Origin of the sequence: Thermomonospora echinospora, from assembly GCF_900108175.1 — a bacterium.
Classification (GTDB): Bacteria; Actinomycetota; Actinomycetes; order Streptosporangiales; family Streptosporangiaceae; genus Thermomonospora; species Thermomonospora echinospora.
The window spans coordinates 244,624-267,697 of record NZ_FNVO01000007.1 but is presented as its reverse complement, the minus strand read 5'-3'; the positions used below and the strand labels follow the sequence as shown (position 1 = coordinate 267,697).

The following is a 23,074-nucleotide window of genomic DNA, read 5'->3' as shown; positions in this document are numbered from 1 at the left end:
CCGAGCGGAGTCCTAGGACCGCCGGTCCACTCCCGGCCTCCGGAACCGGCGGCCTGCGGCATCACCGCCGAACGGCGTCGGGCGTCCGCCCGGTGACCGGGACGGCGCTCCGGCCGGACCCGGGCGCACCGGCCCGCGGGCCGGTGCGGTGACCACTCGCCTTCGCCGGGCCGCGGCCGGAGTCCCGGGGCGGCAGTACGCGCGGGCCGGCTCGCCTCAGGCCGGCTAGCCGGGAGCCGGGACGGAGTGCTGGACGGCGTGCTCGATCAGGGAGATCAGGACGTGCTTGGCCGACTCGCGGTCGCGGGCGTCGCAGGTGACCACCGGCACCTGCGGGTCCACGTCCAGGGCGTCGCGGATCTCCTCCAAGCTGTACCGGTGGGCGCCCTCGAAGCAGTTGACCGCGACGACGAACGGAATGTCGCGCTGCTCGAAGTAGTCGATGGAGGCGAAGCTGGCGGTCAGCCGGCGGGTGTCGGCCAGCACCACCGCACCCAGCGCCCCCCGGGCCAGCTCGTTCCACATGAACCAGAACCGGTCCTGTCCGGGCGTGCCGAACAGGTAGAGGACCACCCCGTCGCGCATCGTGATCCGGCCGAAGTCCATCGCCACGGTGGTGGTGGTCTTGGCCTCCACCCCGCGGGTGTCGTCCACCCCGACACTGGCGTCGGTGAGGAACTCCTCGGTACGCAGCGGCCGGATCTCGCTGACACTGCCCACCAGGGTCGTCTTGCCGACCCCGAAACCCCCGGCGACCAGGATCTTCAGCGCGATCCGTGGCCCGTCGTCAGAGCGCGCGAAGCTCATCGATCACCCTCCTCAGCAGCCGCGGATCGGGGCGCGCGGCCGGGGCGGCCGGCCGGGCCACCTCGATCAGCCCCTGCTCCAACAGCTCGTCCACCAGCACCACGACCACGCCCAGCGGCAGGTCCAGCTCCGAGGCCAGGTCGGCGACCGTGTACGGCCGCCGGCACAGCGCCAGCAGCCGCTGCTGCTCGCGGGTGAGCCGAACGTGCCCGGGCACCGGCCGGCCCGACCCGATCAGGATCGCCACGATGTCCAGCGGCTCACCGCGCGGTCTGGCCCGCCCTCCGGTCAGCGCGTACGGGCGTACCAGTGGCCCCGCGGCCTCGTCGATCCAGCGTTCACCGGGCGGATCTGTCCATGACTGCATGGCGGCTCACTCCGCCGGTCGTCTGATCCCTGTGGACAGTTGTTTGCGCACCCGCTTGACCAGCATGGTCATCTCGTAGGCGACCAGGCCGGCGTTGGCTCCGGCCTCGCTGAGCAGCGCCAGGCAACTGCCGCTGCCGGCGGGGACCACGAAGAACAGCCCGTCTTCCATCTCCACGATGGTCTGCCGGACCTCCCCGCTGGCCAGGTGCGGCTTGGCCCCCACCGCCAGGCTGTGGAAACCGGCTGCCAGCGCGGCCAGGTACTCGGCGTCCTCGCGCGCCACCCCGCGCGAGGCCCCCATCACCAGACCGTCCCGGGACAACACGATCACCTTGCGTATCTGGCCGACCCTGTCGACGAGATCGTCGAGCAGCCAGCCCAGCTCGCCGGCGACACCGGACTCGGTCATGACTTACCTCCATCAGCGGCTCCGTCGCCGGAGCCGTCCTCATCGTCGGCACGGCCGCGCAGCCATCCGCCTTGCAGCGAGGCGAGCAGGTCACGGCTCTGCTCGGCGGAGCGGTCGCGGGGCAGGCCCTCCGGCTCCGCGGACCCGTCCTCGTCGGTGGAGCCGACCGGGCCGACCGCGCGCAGTTGCGGCACCAGGTTGGCCTGCCGGACCCGGCGCGGCAGCGGCGCGGGACGTCCGTCGGCCGACTCCCGGCCCGGGACGTCCGCCCCGGCCGGCTCCGTCGCCGTGTGCCGCCCGCTCACCGGCTGCGGTCCCGTCACCGGCTGTGGTCCGGTCACCAGGTACGGCCCGTCCGCCCGGCCACCGGCCGGGGGCGTGCGGTCTGTGGTGGCCTGCTGGGGCTCGAACCAGGAGCGCGCGGCGGGCACCTCGATCCGACCCGGCTCCCCGGCGGTCCCCTGCGGGCCGGCCGGCAGCTGCGGTCCGGTGCTCTGCCGGGGAACGTCGAGCGCGTTGAGCACCTCGGGCTCGGCGTCGCCCGGAGGCAGCGCCGTGTCGGCGACCAGATCGGGCGGGAGCAGCACCACGGCGGTGGTCCCGCCGTACACCGACTCCTGCAACGCCACCTTGACGCCGTGCCGGGCAGCCAGCCGGGCGACCACGAACAGCCCCAGCCGGTCGGTGTCGGCCAGGTCGAACTCCGGCGGCTCGGCCAGCCGCTGGTTCAGGTCCGCCCGCTCGCGCGCGTCGATGCCGATGCCCCGGTCGATCACCTCAATCGCGTAGCCGTTGGCCACCAACTCGCCGCGCACCAGCACCTCGGTGGGCGGCGGCGAGTACTGGGTGGCGTTCTCCACCAGCTCGGCCAGCAGGTGGACGATGTCGGCGACCGCCGCGCCCGCCAGCGCGGCCGGGGTGCCGGCGACCACCTCCACCCGGGTGAAGTCCTCCACCTCGGCGGCCGCCGAGCGCAGCACGTCCTCGATCGGCACCGGCCGGCTCCAGCCCCGGCCCGGCGCCGCGCCGGACAGGATGATCAGGCCCTCGGCGTGCCGCCGCATCCGGGTGGTCAGGTGGTCGATGCGGAACAGGTCCTCCAAGACGTCGGGGTCGGCGACCCGGCGCTCCATGGCGTCCAGCATGCGCAGCTGCCGGTGCAGCAGCGACTGGCTGCGCCAGGCCAGGTTGAGGAAGACACGGCTGATGCCCTTGCGCAGGTGCGCCTCGCTGACCGCGGTCTCGATCGCGGTGCGCTGCACCTTGGTGAAGGCGGTGGCGACCCCGGCGACCTCGGTGGTCCGGCCGCCCTCCAGCGACGCGGTGTTCATGGCGGCGTCCACGTCCACGTCCTCGCCGCGGCGCAGCCGGCCGACCACGTCGGGCAGCCGGTCGTCGGCCAACTCGTCGGCGGCCCGCTGCAACCCGAGCAGCTCGCGGACCAGACCCCGGGCGAACAGGGCCGTCAGCACGAGCGAGACGATCACCGCCAGCAGGCCGAACCCGCCGACCGTCACCAGCCGCAGCACGATACGGTCGCCGACCACCTCGTTCTCGCGCTCCAGCGCCAGACCGGTCTCGGTGACAGCCTCGTCCAGCGTGGCCAGCACCGCCGGGACGGTCTGCGCCCAGGAGTCGGTGGCGGCCGGCAGCCGTGATCCGCGGGAGGCCAGGACCGCATCCTCCATCGCCTGGAAACGCTGGTAGTCCGGCTGCTCGAGGTACTCCTCGATGGTGGTCAGCAAGGGGCCGTCCAGCTCCGTCAGGCCCAGCTCAAGCTGCTGCCGCCGCTTGGCGGCCCACTCCACCAGCGCGGTCCGCTCGGCGGTGGTCATCCGGCCACCGGACGCCTGGATCGCGGTGATCAGCGCGTCCTCGCGGACCAGGTACTCCCGGGACCAGGTCACCGAGATCACCCCGTGGCCCTGCTGGAAGACGTCCAGGTCGTCGACCCGCTGGCTGCGGTACATCCGGAAGGCGGTCTCGTTCATGTCGCCGTAGGCCTCGATGACCTCGACCACGTTCATCCGACCCGAGTCGACCGCCGAGCGCACTGCGCCCAGCCCGTCCAGCGTGCCGAGCAGCTCGGTCAGCAGGTCTCGGGCGCGCCGGCCCAGCGTGTCGTCGATGCCGTCGCCGGCCGCCTTGCGCAGCGCGGCCACGGCGGCGTCGGTCCTGGCCCGCTGCGCGTCCAGGTCGGCCCGTCCCTGGACGCCGTCGGTGCTGATGAACACCGAGGACAGCGTGCGCTCCCGCTGGATGTGCGCGGTGGCGACGGTGGCCGGCTGGACGATCGCGTCGTAGGAGTGGGAGATCGCGTACCGGTCGAGGGCCGCGCCGAGGGTGACGTTGGCGGCAAAGCCCCACAGGGCGATCAGGGAGACCATCGGGATGACCAGCAGCCCGGCGATGCGCAGCCGGATCGAGCGGCGGCGTCTCGGCCGTACCGCGGCCGCGGGTCCGTTCTCGGCGACAACCATCCTGGCCGCCCTCCTCAAGCGGGACGGGCGCCGATGGGGCCGCGATGCGCGTCCGCGAAGGCGCGGGAACACTCGAGACACCCGCGGACACCCCGTTTTCCTGCGGTTTGTTCAGCCTACGAGCGACATATGCTCCCCGTCGCGCCTCGCGGGCGCAAGACCTGTGGCCTGGTCTCATCGATGAACAGGCCTGGTATGGCCATCATTTATGGACAATTCGGGGCAGACTGGACATGGTTTCGGAGGGCGGTCGTGAATCGCCGGCCGTGCCGTTGACATCGGCGAATGCCATGTCAACTGCGATCGCCCGGCGGAACCCGGTCGAGTCGGTGAGGAGTGTTCCCCTGCGGCCGTGGACCGGGTGCCGGAAAAGGGGCGACGGAACAGTGCGGTCAGCCGGGGCGGTGCGTGTCGGCCGAGCGCACGGCCGGAAGCGTCCGGCAGACGGTCATTCCGGCCGTGGCGGCAAAACCGGTGCCCAGTGCCTCGACCCACGTCAGCACCCGCCTGCGGGTGAGTCCGGGCGCCCGCCGGGGACGCTCGCGCAGTGCCAGCCAGGCCAGCCAGCCCACCGTGACGATGCCCCAGTAGGAGACCAGCCGGTAGAGCCCGACGGCGGCGCCCGCCGACGCCAACCCGGAGCCCAGCGCCACCAGCGCCCCCGCCATCGCGCTCTCGATCGCTCCGAGCCCGCCCGGCAGCACCGGCAGCAGGCTGCCCGCCGCCTGGGCGGCGAAGTACGCCAGCGCCACCCCGTACGGGGAGACCTCGATGCCCACTGAGCGGGTCGCCGCCACCAGCGCCAGGATGTCGAACAGCCAGTTGAGCAGGGCGAAGACCGCCAATGTCCCCCAGTCACCCGCCGACAGCCGCAACGGCCCGCGCCCCCAACCCCCCGCCGCGCCCGCTGTCTGCGTCGAGTCGGCCGTCTGCGTCGCGTCCGCCGTCTGTACCGTGTCGGCCGTCTGTGTCGTATTCGCGGCGTGCCCGGTGTCCGGCCGGGCGGTGTCCGGATTCGGCGCCGCCAGGGAGCGCACCACCTCGCGGAACTGCCTCACATGCGGTGCGATCTGCGGGCGTTCCAGGCAGGCGCGGACGGCACGGCGGGCCGGGGCCGTCAGCCGGGCGGGCCAGGACGCGCGCCGCGAGGCCGACCACAGCAGCACCGCCAGGGCGGCCGGCACCGCCAGCCCCGCCAGCGCCAGGGCGGCCGGGATCCGGGAATGCGGCTCGGCCAGCAGCGCCAGCAGCGCGACCAGGCTGTAGGCGGTGGTGGTGATCACCCCGCCGATCACGATCACCGCCGTGGCCAGCTGGGCGGTGGCGCCGCTGCGCCGGAACTGCCGGAAGGTGTAGACGACGCTCACCGCAGGCCCGGCGGGCAGCGTGGTGGACAGCGCATTGCCCGCGTACGTCACCGCGAACGTGCGGCGCAGCGAGATCCGCAGGCCGCCGCGGCGCAGCAGCCGGTGCTGCAGCCGGGCGAAGGCCCCCATGGACAGCGCGGCTGTCACGACCAGGACGGCCAGCCAGACGGGCTCGGCGCGGGTCGCCGTCGCCCACACCTGCCCCAAGTCGGGCAGCTCGTCGGCCAGGACCACGAGGGAGGCGGCGGCCAGGAGCAGCAGGGCGGCGCGGGTGAGCCACCACCGGCCACGGCGCTCCCGCGCGACCGGCTCGCCTGTGCCGAACACGCCCTCGCCGTCCACCGGTTCACCTCGCAAGCTTGATCATCTTGCGCAACGGTGCTGCCGGTAAAGCTGTTCCCCGAGAGACGTGACGAAACCTTGGAAGTGAGCCGCGTCACACGTCCCCCGGCCGACCCGGCGCCGCATGGGATCGGCGGCCTGGCCGCTCACGGGTCCCTGACCTCCAGCCCCAGCGCCCCGGCGAGCACGATCGCCTGAACGGGGTCGATCACCGCGCCGGCCAGCGCGGCGGTGCGCGGATCCAGCGACGACAGGTTGCTGCCGCGCAGGTCGCAGCCGGACAGGTCGGCCTTGTGCAGCCAGGCGCCGGACAGGTCGACGTCGCGGAAGGACGCCCCCGCGCAGCGTGCCCCGGTCAGGTCCGCCTCCCGCATCCGCACCCCGGTGAACGACGAGCCGCGCAGATCGGCCCCGGGCAGCCCGGCGAATGACCAGTCGCCGCCCTCCGCCTTCAGCAGCCCGTACGTGCAGCCGTCGAACATGCTCCCGACGAGCTTGCACCCGGTGAAGGCGGTGTCGAAGAACGAGCACCGCACGAACGTGCAGTTCACGAACGCGGCGTCCGTGTGCGTGGAGGCGTTGAACCGCACCCCCCGGAAGACGCACTCGCTGAATACCGCCCCCCGCCCGGACGCCTCGGTCATATCCACGTCCACGAAGGCCACGTTGGCATGCTCATGGCCGGACAGGTCCCGGCCGTCCCAGTCCTCCGAACGGATCGTGATGTCGGTGGGCGGCACGGGCCGCCCGTGCTTGCGGTCAGCCATGCTCGTAGGCGGTCATGGGACCGGGTCGGGTGCGCATTGCGCCGACGCTACCGACCCCCTCTGTCATTCCACGGTGAGCACAGCCTTGCCCCGCAACCGTCGCCCGGTTGCACGAGGACGTGACGGTCGAGGACGTCGCCGCGTTCATGCGGATGGCCGATGCCGTCGTTCCTCCTGAACGCCGCCGCAAGGCGCTCGACGTACTGCTGAACGGGCTCGCGACGCCCGATCCGGGATAACTGACGACTTTGTGTCAAGTTCTCTTGGTAGCTGGTGCCCCATCGGTCGGTCGATTGTTACTTTCCTGACATGACTTGGATCTACGACTTCATCGACCTACTGCCCAAGGTGGAACTTCACGTTCACTTGGTAGGTTCCGCCTCGGTGCAGACTGTGCTGGAACTGGCCGCCGGTCACCCCGATAGCCGCCTTCCACGCACTCCCGAGGGCCTGCGCGGCTTCTACAAGTTCCGCGACTTCCGGCACTTCGCCGAGGTGTATCAGGCGGTCAGCGACGTCGTCCGGCGGCCGGAGGACATCGCCACGCTCGTGTTGGGCGCCGCCCGCGACCTGGCGGCGCAACGCGTCCGATACGTCGAGCTCACCGTGACCCCCTACACCCACGTGCTCGCCGGGATGAGCATGCCGGCCGTCACCGAGGCGCTGGATGTGGCGGCCCGCCAGGCGAGCGAACGCCACGGCATCCGCGTCGCCTACATCTTCGACATCGCGGGCCAGCACGGTGGCGCGGGGGCCCGCGCCACCGTCGATCACGCCCTGCACCACCCGCCCGAACGGCTGGTCGGCCTCGGACTCGGCGGCGTTGAGCAGGTGAGGGCCGCCCACGCGGACGCCTTCCGCGACGCCTTCCGAGCGGCCGTCGCTGCGGGACTGCACAGCCTTCCGCACGCAGGGGAGATGACGGGGCCCGAGACCATCTGGGAGGCGATCGACGGGCTGGGCGCCGAGCGCATCGGGCACGGCATCAGCTGCCTGGACGACCGGCGGCTGATTGACCACCTGCGAGAGACCCGCCTGCCGTTGGAGGTCTGCCCGACCTCCAACGTCCGCACCGGGCAGGTGGCCGAGCACGCCGCGCACCCCCTGCCGCGGATGCTGGAGGAGGGCCTATACGTCACGCTCAACAGCGACGACCCGCCCATGTTCGGCACCTCTCTGACCGGCGAGTACAGGGTGGCCGCCGACGTGTTCGGCCTGGGCCCGGGGGACCTGGCCGACCTGGCCCGCAACGCCGTGCGCGCGTCTTTTCTCGACGCGGTGGGGCAGGCGGAGATCCTCACCGAGATCGACACCGTCAGCGGCTGAGGTCAGCGGTCGAGCGTCATCGGCGGGACCGGGGCGCCGGCGCGCCCTGCGGCAGCCCGGGGAACGCCGGCGGGACGGCCCGACCCCCCGCACTCCGGCGCCAGCCGACCGACCGGCTCATGGCCTCCTGCATGGCGAGCGCCGCGTACCGGCGCAGGTCCGCCTCCTCGGCGCCGGCCAGGGCCAGATGGGCGGCCAGCGCCCGGTCCTCCAGGACGGCGGCGAGTTCGGCGGCCGTCTTCGCCGAGGTCACCCGGACCGGCAGCCGGTAGGCGGCAGCGGCGGCCACCGGCCGCGCCCGCCGCTGCACCAGGTGCGCCGTGAGCTGGTCGCGGCGGGTCCGGTGCGCGTTCATGACCAGGCGGGCCGTCTCCTGCCCGGCGCCGCTCAACCCGGCGCCCACCACCCCGTACCCGTAGACGGCGGCGTGCTCGGCGGCCAGCGCCGCCTGCAGCGCCTCGACGGTGCGGCTCATCCCTCGTCCTCGGTCAGCATCGCTGCGTGCCCGGCCTCGCAGGCGCCGATGCTGGCCAGCAACTGGGCCATCTCTGGCGTCACCCGCTGCACATCGTTTACCCGGGCCCCGGCCGCCTCGCCCTCGACACGGCGCAGCAGCCCCAGCACCTGTGACTCCTTGCCGGGGACCTCGGGCGGTGCCGCCGGCGACGCGGTGGCGGTGACCTTTTCGGTCCCAGGGATGTAATGGCGTCGCAAGGCCCCCAGGTGTTCGCGGTGATGCGCGAGCACGGGGTTTAGCCGCTTGCCGAGGCCCGGATGAGCCCGCAGCGCCGCCTCGTACAGCGCGACCAGGCGCTGCTCGGCGGCGATCGCGGCGGTCAGGACGGCGACGTCCGGCAGGGGCGCGGGCACCCGCGGCCCCTTCTCGGCGCACCCGCCGAGCGCTGCGGCCGACACGGCGCCGCCCAGCAGCGTCCGCCGCGACACGGCCGGTCCCGCCGGTGTCCTGGCTGGTCGCAAGCCGTTCTCCTGGCCCGTGTCGTGATGTGACCGTCGTGTCGGCACGTGACGCCCGTGGCGTGAAGTGACGCGGTCAGGCAGTATTCCACAGCGCACACGGGTGTTCCGCCGCGTCACCGCCGCGCCGGGTGCCCGACCGAAAGAACGCTGCTGAGCCCGCCTGTCGATAGGCTTGAATACGTAAACTGCGGCGTCCGTACCAGGAGGAGGTCCCCCATGAGCGTCGAATCCGACCGTGGCCGCGCTCGGCGGGCTCCCCACCGGGACGGGCGGCCCACCGGCCACCGGGAGGGGCGACCCACCTCCGGGGGTGGCCCGTCGCGGGCGCAGCTGCAGGCCGAGCTCACCCGGCTGGTGGGGCCACTGGTCGCCGAGCAGGGCCTGGACCTGGAGGAGCTGGACGTCAAGCCCGCCGGGCGGCGTCGGCTGGTGCGCGTCGTGGTGGACGCCGACGGCGGCGTGAGCCTGGACGACGTGGCGAGCCTGAACCAGACGGTGTCCAGCGCGCTCGACGACACCGACGTGATGGGCAACGCCCCGTACGTCCTGGAGGTCACCTCGCCCGGCGTGGACCGGCCGCTGACCGAGCCGCGGCACTGGCGGCGCGCGACCGGCCGGCTGGTGCGCACGGCGCTGGCCGACGGCGGCCAGGTCGAGGGGCGGGTGGTCGCCGCCGACGACGACGCGGTGGTCCTGGAGATCGCCGGCCGGCGGCGCCGGTTCGGCCACGGCGAGCTGGGCCGCGGCAGGGTGCAGGTGGAGTTCCGCCGTCCGGAGGAGCGGGTCGAGGGGCGGGCCGGGTCCGGCGATGACGACGACGAGCCCGCCGACCCGGGAACCGACGAGGCCGGGAACTGAGGGGGAGCTTACGTGGACATCGACATGGCTGCGCTGCGCAGCCTCGAGAGCGAGAAGGACATCTCGCTCGATCTGGTCGTCAAGGCCATCGAAGACGCCATGCTGATCGCCTACCACCGCACGGAGGGGGCGGCGCCGAAGGCGCGGGTGGAGCTGGACCGCAGAAGCGGGCACGTGACGGTGTGGGCGGCGGAGATCGACGAGGAGGGCAACACCCTCCGGGAATATGACGACACCCCCGAGGGTTTCAGCCGTATCGCGGCGACCACGGCCAAGCAGGTCATCCTGCAGAAGCTGCGCGACGCCGAGGACGAGCTGACGTTCGGGGAGTATGCCGGCCGCGAGGGCGACATCGTCTCCGGCGTGATCCAGCAGGGCAAGGACCCACGCAACGTGCTGGTGGACCTGGGCCGGATCGAGGCGGTGCTGCCCCCGCAGGAGCAGGTGCCGGGCGAGTCCTATGAGCACGGCGACCGGCTGCGGGCCTACGTGGTGCAGGTGCGCAAGGGCCACCGGGGCCCGTCGGTGCAGCTGTCGCGGACCCACCCCAACCTGGTCCGCAAGCTGTTCGCGCTGGAGGTGCCCGAGATCGCCGACGGCACCGTGGAGATCGCGGCCATCGCCCGGGAGGCCGGGCACCGTACCAAGATCGCGGTACGGTCCCGCAAGGCCGGGGTGAACGCCAAGGGGGCGTGCATCGGCCCGATGGGCAGCCGGGTCCGCAACGTGATGCACGAGCTGCACGGAGAGAAGATCGACATCATCGACTGGTCGGAGGATCCGGCCGAGTTCGTCGGCAACGCGCTCTCGCCCGCCCGGGTGAGCGGCGTGCAGGTGGTCGACGAGGGCGGCCGGGTGGCTCGGGTGATCGTGCCCGACTACCAGCTGTCGCTGGCCATCGGCAAAGAGGGGCAGAACGCCCGGCTGGCGGCTCGGCTGACCGGCTGGCGGATCGACATCCGGCCCGACACCGAGCAGCCGGCCCCGCCCGGTCCGGGCCAGGCCACCGGGACGGGTCGGGCCGGGTCCGACACGTCCGGATCAAGTACGGAGCATGCGACAGGTCCCGCCGACGCGTCGGCGCGGTAGACTCATGAGACGTGGCCCGGCCGCTCAGGGTGATGGCCCATGCCGTACCTGCGTGGGCTGCCGGGTTCGCACGGCCAAGTCCGACCTGCTGCGCCTGGTGGCGGTCGAGGGCGTGATCGTCCCCGACCCCCGCGGGCGGCTGCCGGGAAGGGGTGCCTCCATACACCCCGACCTGGGATGTCTCGAGCTTGCAGAGCGTCGTCGGGCGTTCCCCCGGGCCTTTCGCCTGGCGGGGCCGCTCGATCCGAGCATGCTGCGGGAACGCCTCGAGGCACAGGCCAGGCGGCAGGAGGACGGCCGAACGGTAAGCGACGTCTAGTCGGAAGCAGGTCGAGATTGCTATGAGCGCTCGATGAGCACGCCGCGATGAGTACGGCAAGTTAGCGACGGCCCGGAGGCCGCTACCTCCCGGGTCGAGTAGGGAGTGCAGTGGCGAAGGTCCGGGTTTACGAACTCGCCAAGGAGTTCGGTGTCGAGAGCAAGGTCGTCATGGCCAAGCTCCAGGAAATGGGCGAGTTCGTACGGTCGGCGTCCTCCACGATCGAGGCGCCGGTCGTTCGAAGGCTTACCGAAGCTTTCTCCAATTCTTCTCAGGGCTCCGGCAAGGGCGGCGGCCGCAGGCCGCAGGCTCCCGGCCGGCGGCCCGAGCAGGCGGCCCCCAGGCCGCCCGTGGGCGCCGACGGCGGCGCCCGCCCCGCGGTGCCCAGGCCGGGCCCCGCGCCTAAGCCGGGCCCGCGGCCCGGTCCCCAGGGTCCCCGGCCCGAGGGTCCTCGTCCCGAGGGTCCCCGGCCCGGCGGTGGCGGCGCGGGCCGTACGGCGCCGCGTCCGGGTCCCGTTCCGCAGGCCCCCGTGCAGCAGGTGCCGAGTGCGCCGAGCGCCCCGGGCGGCGGCCGTCCCCGGCCGCAGGCGCCCGCCGCGCAGGCGGGCCCCAAGGCTCCGCCCGTGCCCGGCGGTCCCGCCGCCGGTCAGGGCGGCCACGGCGGCCATGGCGGTCCCGCGGTGCCCAAGCCGGGTCCTCGCGCGCCCAAGCCGGGCCCCCGTCCCGGCCCGCGCCAGGGTGGCGGACGTCCGGGCGCCCCGCGTCCGGGCAACAACCCGTTCAGCTCGACCAACACCGGCATGGGGACCACGCCCAAGCCCGGTCCGCGTCCCGGCCCGCCCCCCGGTGAGCGCCAGGGCGACCGCGGCCCGCGCGGCGGCGACCGGCCCGGTGGTCCGCGTCCGGCCGCGCCGCGTCCCGGTCCTGGGGCCGGCGGTCCGCGTCCCGGCGGTGGCGGCGGTATGCCGCCGCGTCCGGGCGGTCCGCGGCCGAGCCCGATGAACATGCCCTCGCGGCCCAGCACCGGGGGACCGGGCGGTGGGCGCGGTCCCGGTGGTGGCGGCGGCGGTCGTCCCGGTGGTGGTCGTCCCGGTGGCGGTCGTCCGGCCGGTGCGGGTCGTCCCGGTGGTGGCGGCGGCTTCGGCGGTCCGCGTCCCGGTGGTGGCGGCGGTGGTCGTCCCGGTGGCGGTGGCGGCTTCGGCGGTCCGCGTCCCGGTGGCGGCGGCCGTGGCCGTGGCGGTACGGCGGGTGCCTTCGGGCGTCCAGGTGGTCGCCCGGCACGTGGCCGCAAGTCCAAGAAGCAGCGGCGTCAAGAGTTCGACAACATGCAGGCGCCCGCCATCGGCGGCGTCCAGGCTCCGCGCGGCGGCGGCAAGGCCATCAAGCTGCCGCAGGGCGCCTCGCTGACCGACTTCGCCGAGAAGATCGGCGCCAACCCGGCGTCGCTGGTGCAGATCATGCTGCACCTCGGCGAGATGGTCACCGCGACTCAGTCGGTCAGCGAGGACACCCTCAAGCTGCTCGGCGCCGAGCTGGACTTCGACGTCCAGGTGGTCTCGCCCGAGGACGAGGACCGCGAGCTGCTGGAGTCGTTCGACATCGAGTTCGGCGAGGACAGCGGTGGCGAGGAGGAGCTGGCGGTCCGGCCGCCGGTGGTGACCGTCATGGGTCACGTCGACCACGGTAAGACCAAGCTGCTGGACGCGATCCGCAACGCCAACGTGGTGGCCGGCGAGGCCGGCGGCATCACCCAGCACATCGGCGCCTACCAGGTGCAGACCGAGGTCGACGGCGAGGACCGCAAGATCACCTTCATCGACACCCCGGGTCACGAGGCGTTCACCGCCATGCGTGCCCGCGGTGCCGACACCACCGACCTGGTGGTGCTGGTGGTCGCCGCCGACGACGGGGTCAAGCCGCAGACCACCGAGGCGATCGACCACGCCACGGCGGCCGGGGTGCCGATCGTGGTGGCGGTCAACAAGATCGACAAGGAGGGCGCCGACCCGCAGCGGGTGCGGGCCCAGCTCACCGAGTACGGCCTGGTCGCCGAGGAGTACGGCGGTCAGACCCTGTTCGTGGACGTGTCCGCCAAGCAGGGCATCAACCTCGACGGACTGCTTGAGGCGATCGTCCTGACCGCCGACGCCGAACTGGACCTGAAGGCCAACCCGGACATGGACGCCCAGGGCGTCGCCATCGAGGCGCACCTGGACCGCGGCCGGGGCGCGGTGGCGACCGTGCTGGTGCAGCGCGGCACCCTGCGGGTCGGCGACTCGATCGTCTGCGGTGTGGCGCACGGCCGGGTGCGGGCGATGCTCGACGAGAACTACAAGCCCGTCGAGGAGGCCGGGCCGTCGCGACCGGTGCAGGTGCTCGGCCTGACCGCGGTGCCCAGCGCGGGCGACAACTTCCTGGTCGTCGAGGACGACCGGGTGGCCCGTCAGATCGCCGACAAGCGCACTGCACGCAAGCGCAACGCCGAACTCCTGCGCGCCCGGCCCTCCGGGTCGCTGGAGGAGATCATGGAGCGCCTCAAGAAGGGCGAGCGGCAGGAACTGCTGCTCATCCTCAAGGGCGACGTGTCCGGCTCGGTGGAGGCGCTGGAGGACTCGCTGCTGAAGATCGACGTGGGCGAGGAGGTCAACCTGCGGGTCATCCGCCGCGGCGTCGGCGCGATCACGCAGGACGACGTCAACCTGGCGGTGGCCTCCGACGGCGCGGTGATCATCGGCTTCAACGTCCGGCCGGAGCGCAACGCGCAGGAGGCGGCCGACCGCGAGGGCGTGGACATCCGCTTCTACTCGATCATCTACCAGGCGATCGAAGAGGTGGAGGCGGCCCTCAAGGGCATGCTCAAGCCGGAGTTCGAGGAGGTCCAGCTCGGTACCGCGGAGATCCGCGCGATCTTCAAGGTGCCGCGGATCGGCAACGTGGCCGGCTGCATGGTCCAGTCGGGCGTCATCCAGCGCGGTGCCAAGGCCCGCCTGGTGCGCCAGGGGACCGTGGTCGCCGACAACCTCACCGTCTCCTCGCTGCGCCGCGAGAAGGACGATGTGACCGAGGTCCGCGAGGGCTTCGAGTGCGGTATCGGCATCGGGTACCAGGACGTCAAGCTCGACGATGTCATCGAGTGCTTCGAGATGCGGGAGAAGCCGCGCGACTGAGCAGGCGGGGCGGGGTCACCGTGCTCGTCGGCCTGACGGCCGACTTCGCCGGTGGCCCCGCCCGCTGTGCCGACCCGGGGGGTGACCCCCGGGCCCCCGATGTGGGGAAGCCCCACCCCCCACGCCCCCTGGCGTCGGTCTCCGGCCCATGGAGCGTGGGGGGTTTGCGGGCCTGACGTTCGGCGGGACTCGACACCCGGGGTGATGGGTTAGGTGTATGTGGGTGCGTTGACGTTCGACCTGCTGCTCGGCGACGTGCGGTCGCTGAAGCAGAAGCGGTCGGTCGTGCGGCCGATCGTGGCCGAGGTGCGCAGGAGGTTCCCCGCCGTCGCGGTCGCCGAGACCGGCGCCAACGACCTGCACCGGCGGGCGGAGATCGGCGTGGCGGTGGTGTCGGCCACCGCCGGCAACTGCACCGAGGTCCTGGACGCCTGCGAACGGCTGGTGGCCGGCCGCCCCGAGGTCGAGATGCTCTCGGCACGGCGGCGGTTGTACGGCGAGGACGACTAGCCGTTCGGGGTAGGGGGATCTCCCAGATCCCCCACAAGACAAGACGAGGACGGACAGACATGGTGGACGCGGCTCGGGCGCGCAAGCTCGCCGACCGGATCCAGCAGATCGTGGCCGAGATGCTGGAACGCCGTATCAAGGATCCCCGGCTCGGGTTCGTCACGGTGACCGACGCCAAGGTCACCGGCGACCTGCGGGACGCCACGGTCTACTACACGGTGTACGGCTCGGAGGGCGAGCGGGCCGACACCGCGGCGGCGCTGGAGAGCGCCAAGGGGATCATCCGCTCCGAGGTCGGCCGGCGGACCGGGATCCGGCACACTCCCACGCTGACCTTCGAGTTCGACGCGGTGATGGACAACGCCCGGCAGATCGACGACCTGCTGGCCCGGGCCCGGGCCCACGACGAGCAGGTGGCCAAGGCGGCCGAGGGGGCCAGCCCCGCGGGGGAGGCCAATCCCTATCGCGTCGGTGAGGAGGATGCCGAAAGCGACGTCGACGCCGACGGCGGCAAGGGACACTCTTCACCGTGAGCGGGCCGGTGGCGCACACGGCGCCGTCGGCCGGAAGCGGGCACGGCAACGGGCCGGACCGTCCGCGGGCGGTCCGGCCGTCTGCGGCACCGGACGGCCGTGCGGCAGGCGAGCCGAGGGCGGGAACGTGAGCGACAGGACGATGCCCGTGCCCACCGCCGCCGGACACGCCCGTGACGGGGCGTCCGAGCAGGACCGGTGGGAGCGGGCGGTGCGGCTGATCGAGGCCGCCGGGGAGGTCTGGCTGGCCTGCCACGTGTCACCGGACGGCGACGCACTGGGGTCGATGCTGGCCTTCGGGCAGGCGCTGCGGACGCTGGGCAGGCGCTGCGCCGCCTCCTTCGGCGAGCCGTTCACGGTGCCGGCCAGCCTGGGCTTCCTGCCCGGCCAGGAACTGCTGGCCGAGCCCGGCCGGGTGCCCGCGGCCCCGGAGCTGATGATCACGTTCGACGCGGCGTCGCTGGAGCGGCTCGGCTCGCTGGCCGGGCCCGCCGGCCGGGCCCGGGAGCTGATCGTCATCGACCACCACGCCTCCAACACCGGGTTCGGCACGGTGCGGCTGGTCGACCCCGCCGCCGCGGCCACTGCGGTGCTCACCGAGCGGCTCATCGAGCGGCTCGGCGTCCCGCTGACCCGGGACATCGCCTGTGGCCTGTACGCCGGGCTGGCCAGCGACACCGGCTCGTTCAAGTACGGCTCCACCACGCCGGAGGTGCACGGCATGGCCGGGCGGCTGCTGGCCGCCGGGGTCCGGCCCGACACGGTCGGCCGCGAGCTGTGGGACCGCGCCCCGTTCGGCTACCTGCAGGTGCTCGGCGGGGCGCTGGGCCGGGCCCGGTTCGAGCCGGAGGCGGTCGGCGGGCTGGGCCTGGTGTGGACCACGATCAGCCGGGCCGACCGGGCCGCCCGCGACGTCCGCTACGACCAGCTGGAGGGCGTGATCGACCAGCTGCGTCGGGCCGACGAGGCCGAGGTCGCGGTGGTCTGCAAGGAGACCGACGACGGCCGCTGGTACGTGTCCACCCGTTCCAAGGGGCGGGTGGACGTCGGCCGGGTGTGCGTCGAGCTCGGCGGCGGCGGGCACCGGCTGGCCGCCGCCTACACCTGCGACTGCACGCCGGCGGCGGCCATCGACCGGCTGCGCGAGCTGCTGACCAGTCCGGTCGGCGACTGTGCCGGCACCCCCGCCGCAAGGGAGACCTCATGACATCGGGCCTGGTCATCGTGGACAAGCCGGCCGAGTGGACCTCGCACGACGTGGTCGCCCGGCTGCGCCGCCTGGCGGGCACCCGCCGGGTGGGGCACGCCGGCACCCTGGACCCCATGGCCACCGGCGTGCTGGTGGTCGGGATCGACAAGGCGACCCGGCTGCTGGGGCACCTGGCGCTCACCGAGAAGGTCTACGAGGCCACCATCCGGCTGGGCCAGTCCACCAACACCGACGATGCCGAGGGCGAGATCACCGCCGCCGCGCCGGCCGGCGCGGTGACCGACGCCGAGCTGACCACCGCGATCAAGGCGCTGACCGGCGAGATCCTGCAGGTGCCGCCGCAGGTCAGCGCGATCAAGGTGAACGGCCAGCGGGCCTACAAGATGGCCCGCAAGGGCGAGGAGGTTGAGCTGGCGGCCCGGCCGGTGACCGTGTCGGAGTTCATGGTGACCGCGGTCCGCCGCGCCGGCGACCTGATCGACGTGGACGCCACGATCACCTGCTCGTCGGGCACCTACATCCGCGCGCTGGCCCGGGACCTGGGCGCCGCGCTCGGCACCGGCGGGCACCTGACCGCGCTGCGCCGCACCCGGGTCGGCCCGTACGGGCTGGACCTGGCCCGTACCTTGGACCAGCTCGCCGAACGCTGCGAGGTGCTGCCCATCGGCGACGCGGTCGCCGCCGCGTTCCCGCGCCGGGACGTGACCGCCGAGCAGGCCAGGACCGTCGCGCACGGCGGGCGGCTGCCGGCCGCCGGGCTGGGGCCGGGCCCGGTCGGCGTCTTCGCCCCCGACGGCGCCCTGCTCGCCCTGGTCGAGGAACAGGGCAAGGTGGCCAAGCCGCTGGCCGTCTTCACCGGTTGACCGCGGGGCACGTCCCGCCCGGCGGCCGGGGACGAGGCGGGACATCCGCCGCAACCCCTTCCCGCGGGGCGGGAAGAGGCCGAAAACACGCCCCCGCGGTCGGAGGACCCCGTGACGACGTGGCAGTCTTGTGACAGCGAAGCGGGGGCGGCCACGCCCCCGGACGGCTGACGGTCCTACGCAGGGAGAGCATGGTGCGGCGCTGGCACGGCCTCGACGAGGTTCCCGCCGACTGGGGCAGATCGGTGGTCACCATCGGCGTCTTCGACGGTGTCCACCGGGGGCACCAACGGATCGTCGGGACGGCCGCCCGACTGGCCCGCGAGCGGGGGCTGCGGTCGGTGGTCATCACCTTCGACCCGCACCCCGACGAGGTGGTGCGGCCGGGTACCCACCCGCCGCTGCTGTCGTCCACCCGGCGCCGGGCCGAACTGCTGGAGGAGCTGGGCACCGACGTGGTGATCCTGCTGCCGTTCACCCTGGAGCTGTCGCGGATGAGCCCCGACGAGTTCGTCCAGTCGGTGCTGGTGGACCGGCTGCACGCGGCGCACGTGATCGTCGGGGAGGACTTCCGCTTCGGCCACAAGGCCAAGGGTGACGTGGCGCTGCTGCGCGAGCTGGGCGACAAGTACGACTTCACCGCCGAGGGGATGCCGCTGGTGGCCGACGGGGACACGATCTCCTCCACCTACATCAGGGGCCGGCTCGCCGCCGGGGACGTGACGGCCGCCGCCACGGCACTGGGCCGCCCGCACCGGGTGGAGGGCGTGGTGGTGCGCGGTCACCAGCGGGGACGGGCGCTCGGCTTCCCCACCGCCAACCTGGAGACCATGCCGCATGTGGCCATTCCGGCCGACGGCGTGTACGCGGGCTTCCTGGTGTGCGACTCCGACCGCTACCCGGCCTGCCGCTGGCCGGCGGCGATCTCCATCGGCACCAACCCCACGTTCGAGGGGCCCGGCGAGCGCACTGTCGAGGCGTACGCGCTGGACCGTGACGACCTCGACCTGTACGGCGAGCACGTGGCGGTGGACTTCACCGAGCGTATCCGCGACACCCTCAAGTTCGACTCGGTCGAGGCGCTGGTCGAGGAGATGCACCGCGACGTGGCCCGCGCCCGTGAGCTGACCGCCTGACGCGCGCCGCCGCGGCCGCCGGTGCCGGGGCTCCGGCCGCCACGGAGCGTTCCCGGTTGTGACGGCACGGGCGTTCCGGCGTGGTACCGTGAAGAATCGCCGGGGTGGGCCCGGCCCTGTTCCGCTGCACCCTCATGCGGCGGGACGCTTCCCAAACGCACCATGCGGACCCGTGCGCGGACTCTGTGACGCCGGGATCTGCGGGTGACGACCATCAGAAGGAGCCCTGTGTCGCTCGACACCGCCACCAAGAACCAGATCATCGCCGAGTACGCGACCAGTGAGGGTGACACCGGATCCCCGGAGGTCCAGGTCGCGCTGCTGACCCGCCGGATCAACGACCTGACCGAGCACCTCAAGGTGCACAAGCACGACCACCACAGCCGGCGCGGCCTGCTGCTGCTGGTCGGCCGTCGCCGCCGGTTGCTGAAGTACCTTGCCGACAAGGACATCAACCGCTACCGGCAGCTGATCGAGCGTCTCGGTCTGCGCCGCTAGGCCGGTGAGGGGGTGGCCCGCCCAAGGGCCACTCCCTCTCGCATATGGCGGCCGCATCGGGTATGTACCGCCCTGACAACTGAAGAAGAGGACAACCCGCGACCCCGGAAGCCGGCGTGTGGCGCGGCCGGTCCTCGGTAGTGGCCTCCGGATCGGCTCCGATCCGTGGGCTTCGATCGAAGACCGGCACCAGCGAAACCACAGGGCTCGTTCGCGGGATGGACACGCAACGAAGGAGTATCCCTGTGGAACCCGTGCGTATCGACGGAGCACAGACCGTCGAAGCCGTGATCGACAATGGTGCGTTCGGCACCCGCACCCTGCGCTTCGAGACGGGCCGGCTGGCCCGGCAGGCGGGCGGCTCGGCCGTCGTCTACCTCGATGACGAGACCATGGTGCTGTCGTCCACGACCGCCTCCAAGAAGCCCAAGGAGAACCTGGACTTCTTCCCGCTGACCGTGGACGTGGAGGAGCGGATGTACGCCGCCGGGCGGATCCCCGGCTCGTTCTTCCGCCGTGAGGGTCGTCCCTCCGAGGACGCCATCCTCACCTGCCGGCTCATCGACCGGCCGCTGCGCCCGTCCTTCGCCAAGGGCCTGCGCAACGAGATCCAGGTCATCGAGACGATCCTGTCGCTGCACCCCGACCACCTGTACGACGTGGTCGCCATCAACGCCGCCTCGATGTCCACCCAGCTGTCGGGCATCCCGTTCTCCGGCCCGATCGGCGGGGTGCGCGTCGCCCTGATCGAGGGCCAGTGGGTGGCCTTCCCGACCCACGGCGAGCTGGAGCGCGCCACCTTCGACATGGTGGTGGCCGGCCGCACGCTGGAGGACGGCGACGTCGCCATCATGATGGTGGAGGCCGAGTCCACCCGCGACACCCTCAAGCTGGTCGCCGAGGGTGCCGCTGCGCCGACCGAGGAGAGCGTCGCCGAGGGCCTGGAGGCGGCCAAGCCGTTCATCCGGGTGCTGTGCGAGGCGCAGCGCGAGCTGGCCGCCGCGGCCGGTAAGGAGACCACCGAGTTCCCGGTCTTCCTGGACTACACCGACGACGTGCTGGAGGCGGTCACCGGCACCGTGTCGGCGGACCTGACCCAGGCGCTGACGATCGCCGGCAAGCAGGAGCGCGAGATCAGGCTCGAGGAGCTGCGGGCCGCCACGATCGAGAAGCTGCTGCCGGAGTTCGAGGGCCGCGACAAGGAGCTGGCGGCGGCGTTCCGGGCGGTCACCAAGAAGCTGATCCGCGAGCGGATCACCCGCGACGGGGTGCGCATCGACGGTCGGGGCGTCAAGGACATCCGGCAGCTGTCGGCCGAGGTGCACGTGGTCCCGCGGGTGCACGGCTCGGCGCTGTTCGAGCGGGGCGAGACCCAGATCATGGGCGTGACCACGCTGAACATGCTCCGCATGGAGCAGATGATCGACACGCTCAACCCCGAGCGCACCAAGCGCTACATGCACAACTACAACTTCCCGCCGTACTCCACCGGGGAGACCGGCCGGGTCGGCTCGCCCAAGCGGCGTGAGATCGGGCACGGCGCGCTCGCCGAGCGGGCGCTGATCCCGGTGCTGCCCTCGCGCGAGGAGTTCCCGTACGCCATCCGGCAGGTGTCGGAGGCGCTCGGCTCCAACGGCTCGACCTCGATGGGCTCGGTCTGCGCGTCCACGATGTCGCTGCTGGACGCGGGCGTGCCGCTGAAGGGGATGGTGGCCGGCATCGCGATGGGCCTCATCCACGAGGGCGGCCAGTACGTCACGCTGACCGACATCCTCGGCGCCGAGGACGCCTTCGGCGACATGGACTTCAAGGTCGCCGGCACCCGCGAGCTGATCACCGCGCTGCAGCTGGACACCAAGCTGGACGGCATCCCCGCCTCGGTGCTGGCCGCCGCGCTCAAGCAGGCCAAGGCGGCCCGGCTGGCGATCCTGGACGTGATGGGCGAGGCCATCTCCGGGCCCGCGGAGATGAGCCCGTACGCGCCGCGGATCATCACCATCAAGGTCCCGGTCGACAAGATCGGCGAGGTGATCGGCCCCAAGGGCAAGATGATCAACTCGATCCAGGACGACACCGGCGCCGACATCACCATCGAGGACGACGGCACCATCTACGTGGGCGCGGTCGACGGCCCGTCCGCGGAGGCGGCGCGGCAGGCGATCAACGCGATCGCCAACCCGCACATGCCGGAGATCGGCGAGCGCTACCTGGGCACGGTCGTCAAGACCACCACGTTCGGCGCGTTCGTGTCGCTGCTGCCCGGCAAGGACGGCCTGCTGCACGTCTCGCAGATCCGCAAGCTGCACGGCGGGGTGCGGATCGAGAACGTGGAGGACTACGTCAAGGTCGGCGACAAGATCCAGGTCGAGGTCACCGAGATCGACCAGCGCGGCAAGCTGTCGCTGGTCCCGGTCGAGGTGGTCGAGCGCGAGGCAACCGAGCGCACCGAGCGCACCGAGGCCGCCGGCGATGGTGGGGAGGAGCCGGCCGACGGCGAGGGCGGCGAGCGCCAGGCCGCCGACCGGCCGCGCCGGCGCCGCACCCGCAGCCGCGAGGGCGGCCAGCGCAACTCCTGAGCCCGGCGGCGGACCGGAGGGACGCCCTCCGGTCCGCCCGTGACGAGACATGCGGCGGCCGGCCGGCGGACCTGTGGGTCACGTCGGCCGGCCGTCGTACGGAAGAGGTACGGACCAATGAAGGCGAGCACGGCGTGACGCTGTCGGCGAGGGCACAGGAGCCCGGCACCACACACACGATCCACCCCGGCGTGGACGGGGCGGGCGCTGTCCGGCGCACCGTGCTGCCCGGGGGGCTGCGCGTCATCACCGAGACGATGCCGACGGTGCGCTCGGCGGCGTTCGGGATCTGGGCCGGGGTCGGCTCTCGGGACGAGGCGGCCCAGGACGCGGGCGCCTCCCACTACCTGGAGCACACCCTGTTCAAGGGCACCCGGCGGCGCTCGGCGCTGGAGATCTCCGCGGCGCTGGACGCGGTCGGCGGCGACCTGAACGCCTTCACCGCCAAGGAGTACACCTGCTACTACGCGCGGGTGCTGGACACCGACCTGCCGCTGGCGGTGGACGTGGTGTCCGACATGGTCATCGGGTCACTGAACCGGGCCGAGGACGTGGAGGCCGAGCGCGGGGTGATCCTGGAGGAGATCGCCATGCGCGACGACGACCCCGGGGACCTGGTGCACGACGAGTTCGCCCTCGCGCTGTACGGGGACGTCCCGCTGGGCCGGCCGATCCTGGGCACGGTCGAGACGATCAACGCGCTGTCCCGGGACGTCATCGACCGCTACTACCGCGAGCACTACCTGACCCCCAACCTGGTGGTCGCGGTGGCCGGCAACATCGACCACGACGACGTGGTGCGGCGGGTCGCCGAGGCGTTCGCCGGCCGGCCGGCCGGCGACGACCGCCCCGCCCCGCCCCGCCTCGGCGGCGGGCCCGCGCCGGTCCGGCCGGGCGTACGGGTGATCGACAAGGACACCGAGCAGGCCAACCTGGTGCTCGGTGGGCTCGGGGTGTCACGCACCGACGAACGCCGGTTCGCGCTCGGCGTGCTGAACGCGGCCCTCGGCGGCGGGATGTCGTCCCGGCTGTTCCAGGAGGTCCGCGAGAAGCGCGGGCTGGCGTACTCGGTCTACAGCTACACCGCGCAGTACGCCGACACCGGCACGTTCGGGGTGTACGCCGGCTGCCAGCCCGGCAAGGTCGATGAGGTGCTGTCGATCTGTCGGGACGAGGTGGCCAGGCTGGCCGACGGCGGGCTCGACGAGGAAGAGCTGGAGCGGGGCAAGGGCCAGCTGCGCGGATCGATGGTGCTGGGGCTGGAGGACACCGGCTCTCGGATGAGCCGGCTCGGCAAGAGCGAGCTGGTCTACGAGCGGCTGATGCCGGTGGACGAGGTGCTCGCCCGCGTCGAGGCGGTCACCCTCGACGACGTCCGCGAGGTCGGCCGTCAGGTGCTGGCGCAGCTCGACACCCTCACCGTGATCGGGCCCTTCGGGGACCGCGACTTCGTGCTGTGAGACCTCCTGG

At 72.7% G+C, this 23,074-nt stretch carries 22 protein-coding genes; 14 read left to right on the top strand and 8 right to left on the bottom strand.

Annotated features, from left to right (window positions below; genetic code table 11):
* Window positions 1-225: 225 nt before the first annotated feature.
* The 6 genes from C4U03_RS18720 to C4U03_RS18695 form a co-directional block, all read right to left on the bottom strand.
* A complete protein-coding gene (locus C4U03_RS18720; RefSeq protein WP_103939075.1) occupies window positions 226-807 on the bottom strand; it encodes a GTP-binding protein in 582 nt (193 codons plus the stop codon).
* The gene (locus C4U03_RS18715) at window positions 788-1,174 is read right to left on the bottom strand and encodes a DUF742 domain-containing protein (protein WP_103939074.1); all 387 of its coding nucleotides are present in this window, start codon (window positions 1,172-1,174) and stop codon (window positions 788-790) included. Before C4U03_RS18715 ends, C4U03_RS18720 begins: the two co-directional genes overlap by 20 nt.
* Before the next feature lie 6 nt (window positions 1,175-1,180).
* A complete protein-coding gene (locus tag C4U03_RS18710; protein WP_103939073.1) occupies window positions 1,181-1,585 on the bottom strand; it encodes a roadblock/LC7 domain-containing protein in 405 nt (134 codons plus the stop codon).
* Window positions 1,582-4,065: a nitrate- and nitrite sensing domain-containing protein gene (locus tag C4U03_RS18705; protein ID WP_103939072.1), complete on the bottom strand. Its 2,484-nt coding sequence runs from the start codon at window positions 4,063-4,065 to the stop codon at window positions 1,582-1,584. The genes C4U03_RS18710 and C4U03_RS18705 overlap by 4 nt, the downstream gene beginning before the upstream one ends.
* A 392-nt stretch (window positions 4,066-4,457) precedes the next feature.
* The gene (locus C4U03_RS18700) at window positions 4,458-5,789 is read right to left on the bottom strand and encodes a lysylphosphatidylglycerol synthase transmembrane domain-containing protein (protein WP_103939071.1); all 1,332 of its coding nucleotides are present in this window, start codon (window positions 5,787-5,789) and stop codon (window positions 4,458-4,460) included.
* A gap of 131 nt (window positions 5,790-5,920) precedes the next feature.
* Window positions 5,921-6,541, bottom strand: coding sequence for a pentapeptide repeat-containing protein (locus C4U03_RS18695; protein WP_103939070.1), 621 nt, complete (start codon window positions 6,539-6,541; stop codon window positions 5,921-5,923).
* Window positions 6,542-6,648: 107 nt separating this feature from the next.
* On the opposite strand from C4U03_RS18695, the gene C4U03_RS42535 reads away from it, so the two are divergent.
* Together C4U03_RS42535 and add are read left to right on the top strand one after the other, a co-directional pair.
* Window positions 6,649-6,780, top strand: coding sequence for a hypothetical protein (locus C4U03_RS42535; protein WP_268817516.1), 132 nt, complete (start codon window positions 6,649-6,651; stop codon window positions 6,778-6,780).
* Between the two features lie 70 nt (window positions 6,781-6,850).
* A complete protein-coding gene (add, locus tag C4U03_RS18690; RefSeq protein ID WP_103939069.1) occupies window positions 6,851-7,867 on the top strand; it encodes an adenosine deaminase in 1,017 nt (338 codons plus the stop codon).
* A gap of 16 nt (window positions 7,868-7,883) precedes the next feature.
* On the opposite strand, the gene C4U03_RS18685 is transcribed toward add, so the two are convergent.
* Window positions 7,884-8,342 carry a ferritin-like domain-containing protein gene (locus tag C4U03_RS18685; RefSeq protein ID WP_103939068.1) on the bottom strand — a complete coding sequence of 153 codons (459 nt, stop codon included), beginning with the start codon at window positions 8,340-8,342 and terminating at the stop codon, window positions 7,884-7,886.
* The gene (locus C4U03_RS18680; protein WP_103939067.1) at window positions 8,339-8,845 is read right to left on the bottom strand and encodes a ferritin-like domain-containing protein; all 507 of its coding nucleotides are present in this window, start codon (window positions 8,843-8,845) and stop codon (window positions 8,339-8,341) included. The genes C4U03_RS18685 and C4U03_RS18680 overlap by 4 nt, the downstream gene beginning before the upstream one ends.
* Before the next feature lie 330 nt (window positions 8,846-9,175).
* Here C4U03_RS18680 and rimP point away from each other — a divergent pair, with 330 nt between their 5' ends.
* From rimP to C4U03_RS18620, 12 genes are all read left to right on the top strand, one after another.
* Window positions 9,176-9,703 carry a ribosome maturation factor RimP gene (gene rimP / locus C4U03_RS18675; RefSeq protein ID WP_407701438.1) on the top strand — a complete coding sequence of 176 codons (528 nt, stop codon included), beginning with the start codon at window positions 9,176-9,178 and terminating at the stop codon, window positions 9,701-9,703.
* Between the two features lie 24 nt (window positions 9,704-9,727).
* The gene (gene nusA, locus C4U03_RS18670; protein WP_103939165.1) at window positions 9,728-10,792 is read left to right on the top strand and encodes a transcription termination factor NusA; all 1,065 of its coding nucleotides are present in this window, start codon (window positions 9,728-9,730) and stop codon (window positions 10,790-10,792) included.
* Window positions 10,758-11,111, top strand: a complete 354-nt coding sequence (locus C4U03_RS18665; RefSeq protein ID WP_327373091.1) for a YlxR family protein — start codon at window positions 10,758-10,760, stop codon at window positions 11,109-11,111. Before nusA ends, C4U03_RS18665 begins: the two co-directional genes overlap by 35 nt.
* 110 nt (window positions 11,112-11,221) lie before the next feature.
* Entirely contained in the window at window positions 11,222-14,278 is a 3,057-nt protein-coding gene (gene infB, locus C4U03_RS18660) for a translation initiation factor IF-2 (RefSeq protein WP_103939064.1), read from the top strand.
* Between the two features lie 213 nt (window positions 14,279-14,491).
* Window positions 14,492-14,788, top strand: coding sequence for a DUF503 domain-containing protein (locus C4U03_RS18655; RefSeq protein ID WP_103939063.1), 297 nt, complete (start codon window positions 14,492-14,494; stop codon window positions 14,786-14,788).
* 59 nt (window positions 14,789-14,847) lie between these two features.
* A complete protein-coding gene (rbfA, locus tag C4U03_RS18650) occupies window positions 14,848-15,321 on the top strand; it encodes a 30S ribosome-binding factor RbfA (RefSeq protein WP_103939062.1) in 474 nt (157 codons plus the stop codon).
* 127 nt (window positions 15,322-15,448) lie between these two features.
* The gene (locus C4U03_RS18645; protein ID WP_327373088.1) at window positions 15,449-16,528 is read left to right on the top strand and encodes a DHH family phosphoesterase; all 1,080 of its coding nucleotides are present in this window, start codon (window positions 15,449-15,451) and stop codon (window positions 16,526-16,528) included.
* Window positions 16,525-17,394: a tRNA pseudouridine(55) synthase TruB gene (truB, locus tag C4U03_RS18640; RefSeq protein ID WP_103939060.1), complete on the top strand. Its 870-nt coding sequence runs from the start codon at window positions 16,525-16,527 to the stop codon at window positions 17,392-17,394. The genes C4U03_RS18645 and truB overlap by 4 nt, the downstream gene beginning before the upstream one ends.
* Before the next feature lie 194 nt (window positions 17,395-17,588).
* Complete coding sequence (locus C4U03_RS18635; RefSeq protein WP_103939164.1) at window positions 17,589-18,530, top strand: bifunctional riboflavin kinase/FAD synthetase; 942 nt, start codon at window positions 17,589-17,591, stop codon at window positions 18,528-18,530.
* 228 nt (window positions 18,531-18,758) lie between these two features.
* On the top strand, window positions 18,759-19,028 hold the full coding sequence (gene rpsO, locus C4U03_RS18630; protein WP_103939059.1) for a 30S ribosomal protein S15: 270 nt from the start codon (window positions 18,759-18,761) through the stop codon (window positions 19,026-19,028).
* Between the two features lie 245 nt (window positions 19,029-19,273).
* Complete coding sequence (locus C4U03_RS18625; RefSeq protein WP_407701437.1) at window positions 19,274-21,604, top strand: polyribonucleotide nucleotidyltransferase; 2,331 nt, start codon at window positions 19,274-19,276, stop codon at window positions 21,602-21,604.
* A gap of 134 nt (window positions 21,605-21,738) precedes the next feature.
* Window positions 21,739-23,064 (top strand): M16 family metallopeptidase, encoded by a 1,326-nt coding sequence (locus C4U03_RS18620; RefSeq protein WP_200827311.1) that lies wholly within the window; start codon window positions 21,739-21,741, stop codon window positions 23,062-23,064.
* The last annotated feature ends 10 nt before the right edge of the window (window positions 23,065-23,074 follow it).

Bases quoted from the DNA above. Each gene is read 5' to 3' on its own strand.
- C4U03_RS18720 (WP_103939075.1), bottom strand. From the start codon at position 807: ATGAGCTTCGCGCGCTCTGACGACGGGCCACGGATCGCGCTGAAGATC.
- C4U03_RS18715 (WP_103939074.1), bottom strand. From the start codon at position 1,174: ATGCAGTCATGGACAGATCCGCCCGGTGAACGCTGGATCGACGAGGCC.
- C4U03_RS18710 (WP_103939073.1), bottom strand. From the start codon at position 1,585: ATGACCGAGTCCGGTGTCGCCGGCGAGCTGGGCTGGCTGCTCGACGAT.
- C4U03_RS18705 (WP_103939072.1), bottom strand. From the start codon at position 4,065: ATGGTTGTCGCCGAGAACGGACCCGCGGCCGCGGTACGGCCGAGACGC.
- C4U03_RS18695 (WP_103939070.1), bottom strand. From the start codon at position 6,541: ATGGCTGACCGCAAGCACGGGCGGCCCGTGCCGCCCACCGACATCACG.
- add (WP_103939069.1), top strand. From the start codon at position 6,851: ATGACTTGGATCTACGACTTCATCGACCTACTGCCCAAGGTGGAACTT.
- C4U03_RS18685 (WP_103939068.1), bottom strand. From the start codon at position 8,342: ATGAGCCGCACCGTCGAGGCGCTGCAGGCGGCGCTGGCCGCCGAGCAC.
- nusA (WP_103939165.1), top strand. From the start codon at position 9,728: ATGGCTGCGCTGCGCAGCCTCGAGAGCGAGAAGGACATCTCGCTCGAT.
- C4U03_RS18665 (WP_327373091.1), top strand. From the start codon at position 10,758: ATGCGACAGGTCCCGCCGACGCGTCGGCGCGGTAGACTCATGAGACGT.
- rbfA (WP_103939062.1), top strand. From the start codon at position 14,848: ATGGTGGACGCGGCTCGGGCGCGCAAGCTCGCCGACCGGATCCAGCAG.
- truB (WP_103939060.1), top strand. From the start codon at position 16,525: ATGACATCGGGCCTGGTCATCGTGGACAAGCCGGCCGAGTGGACCTCG.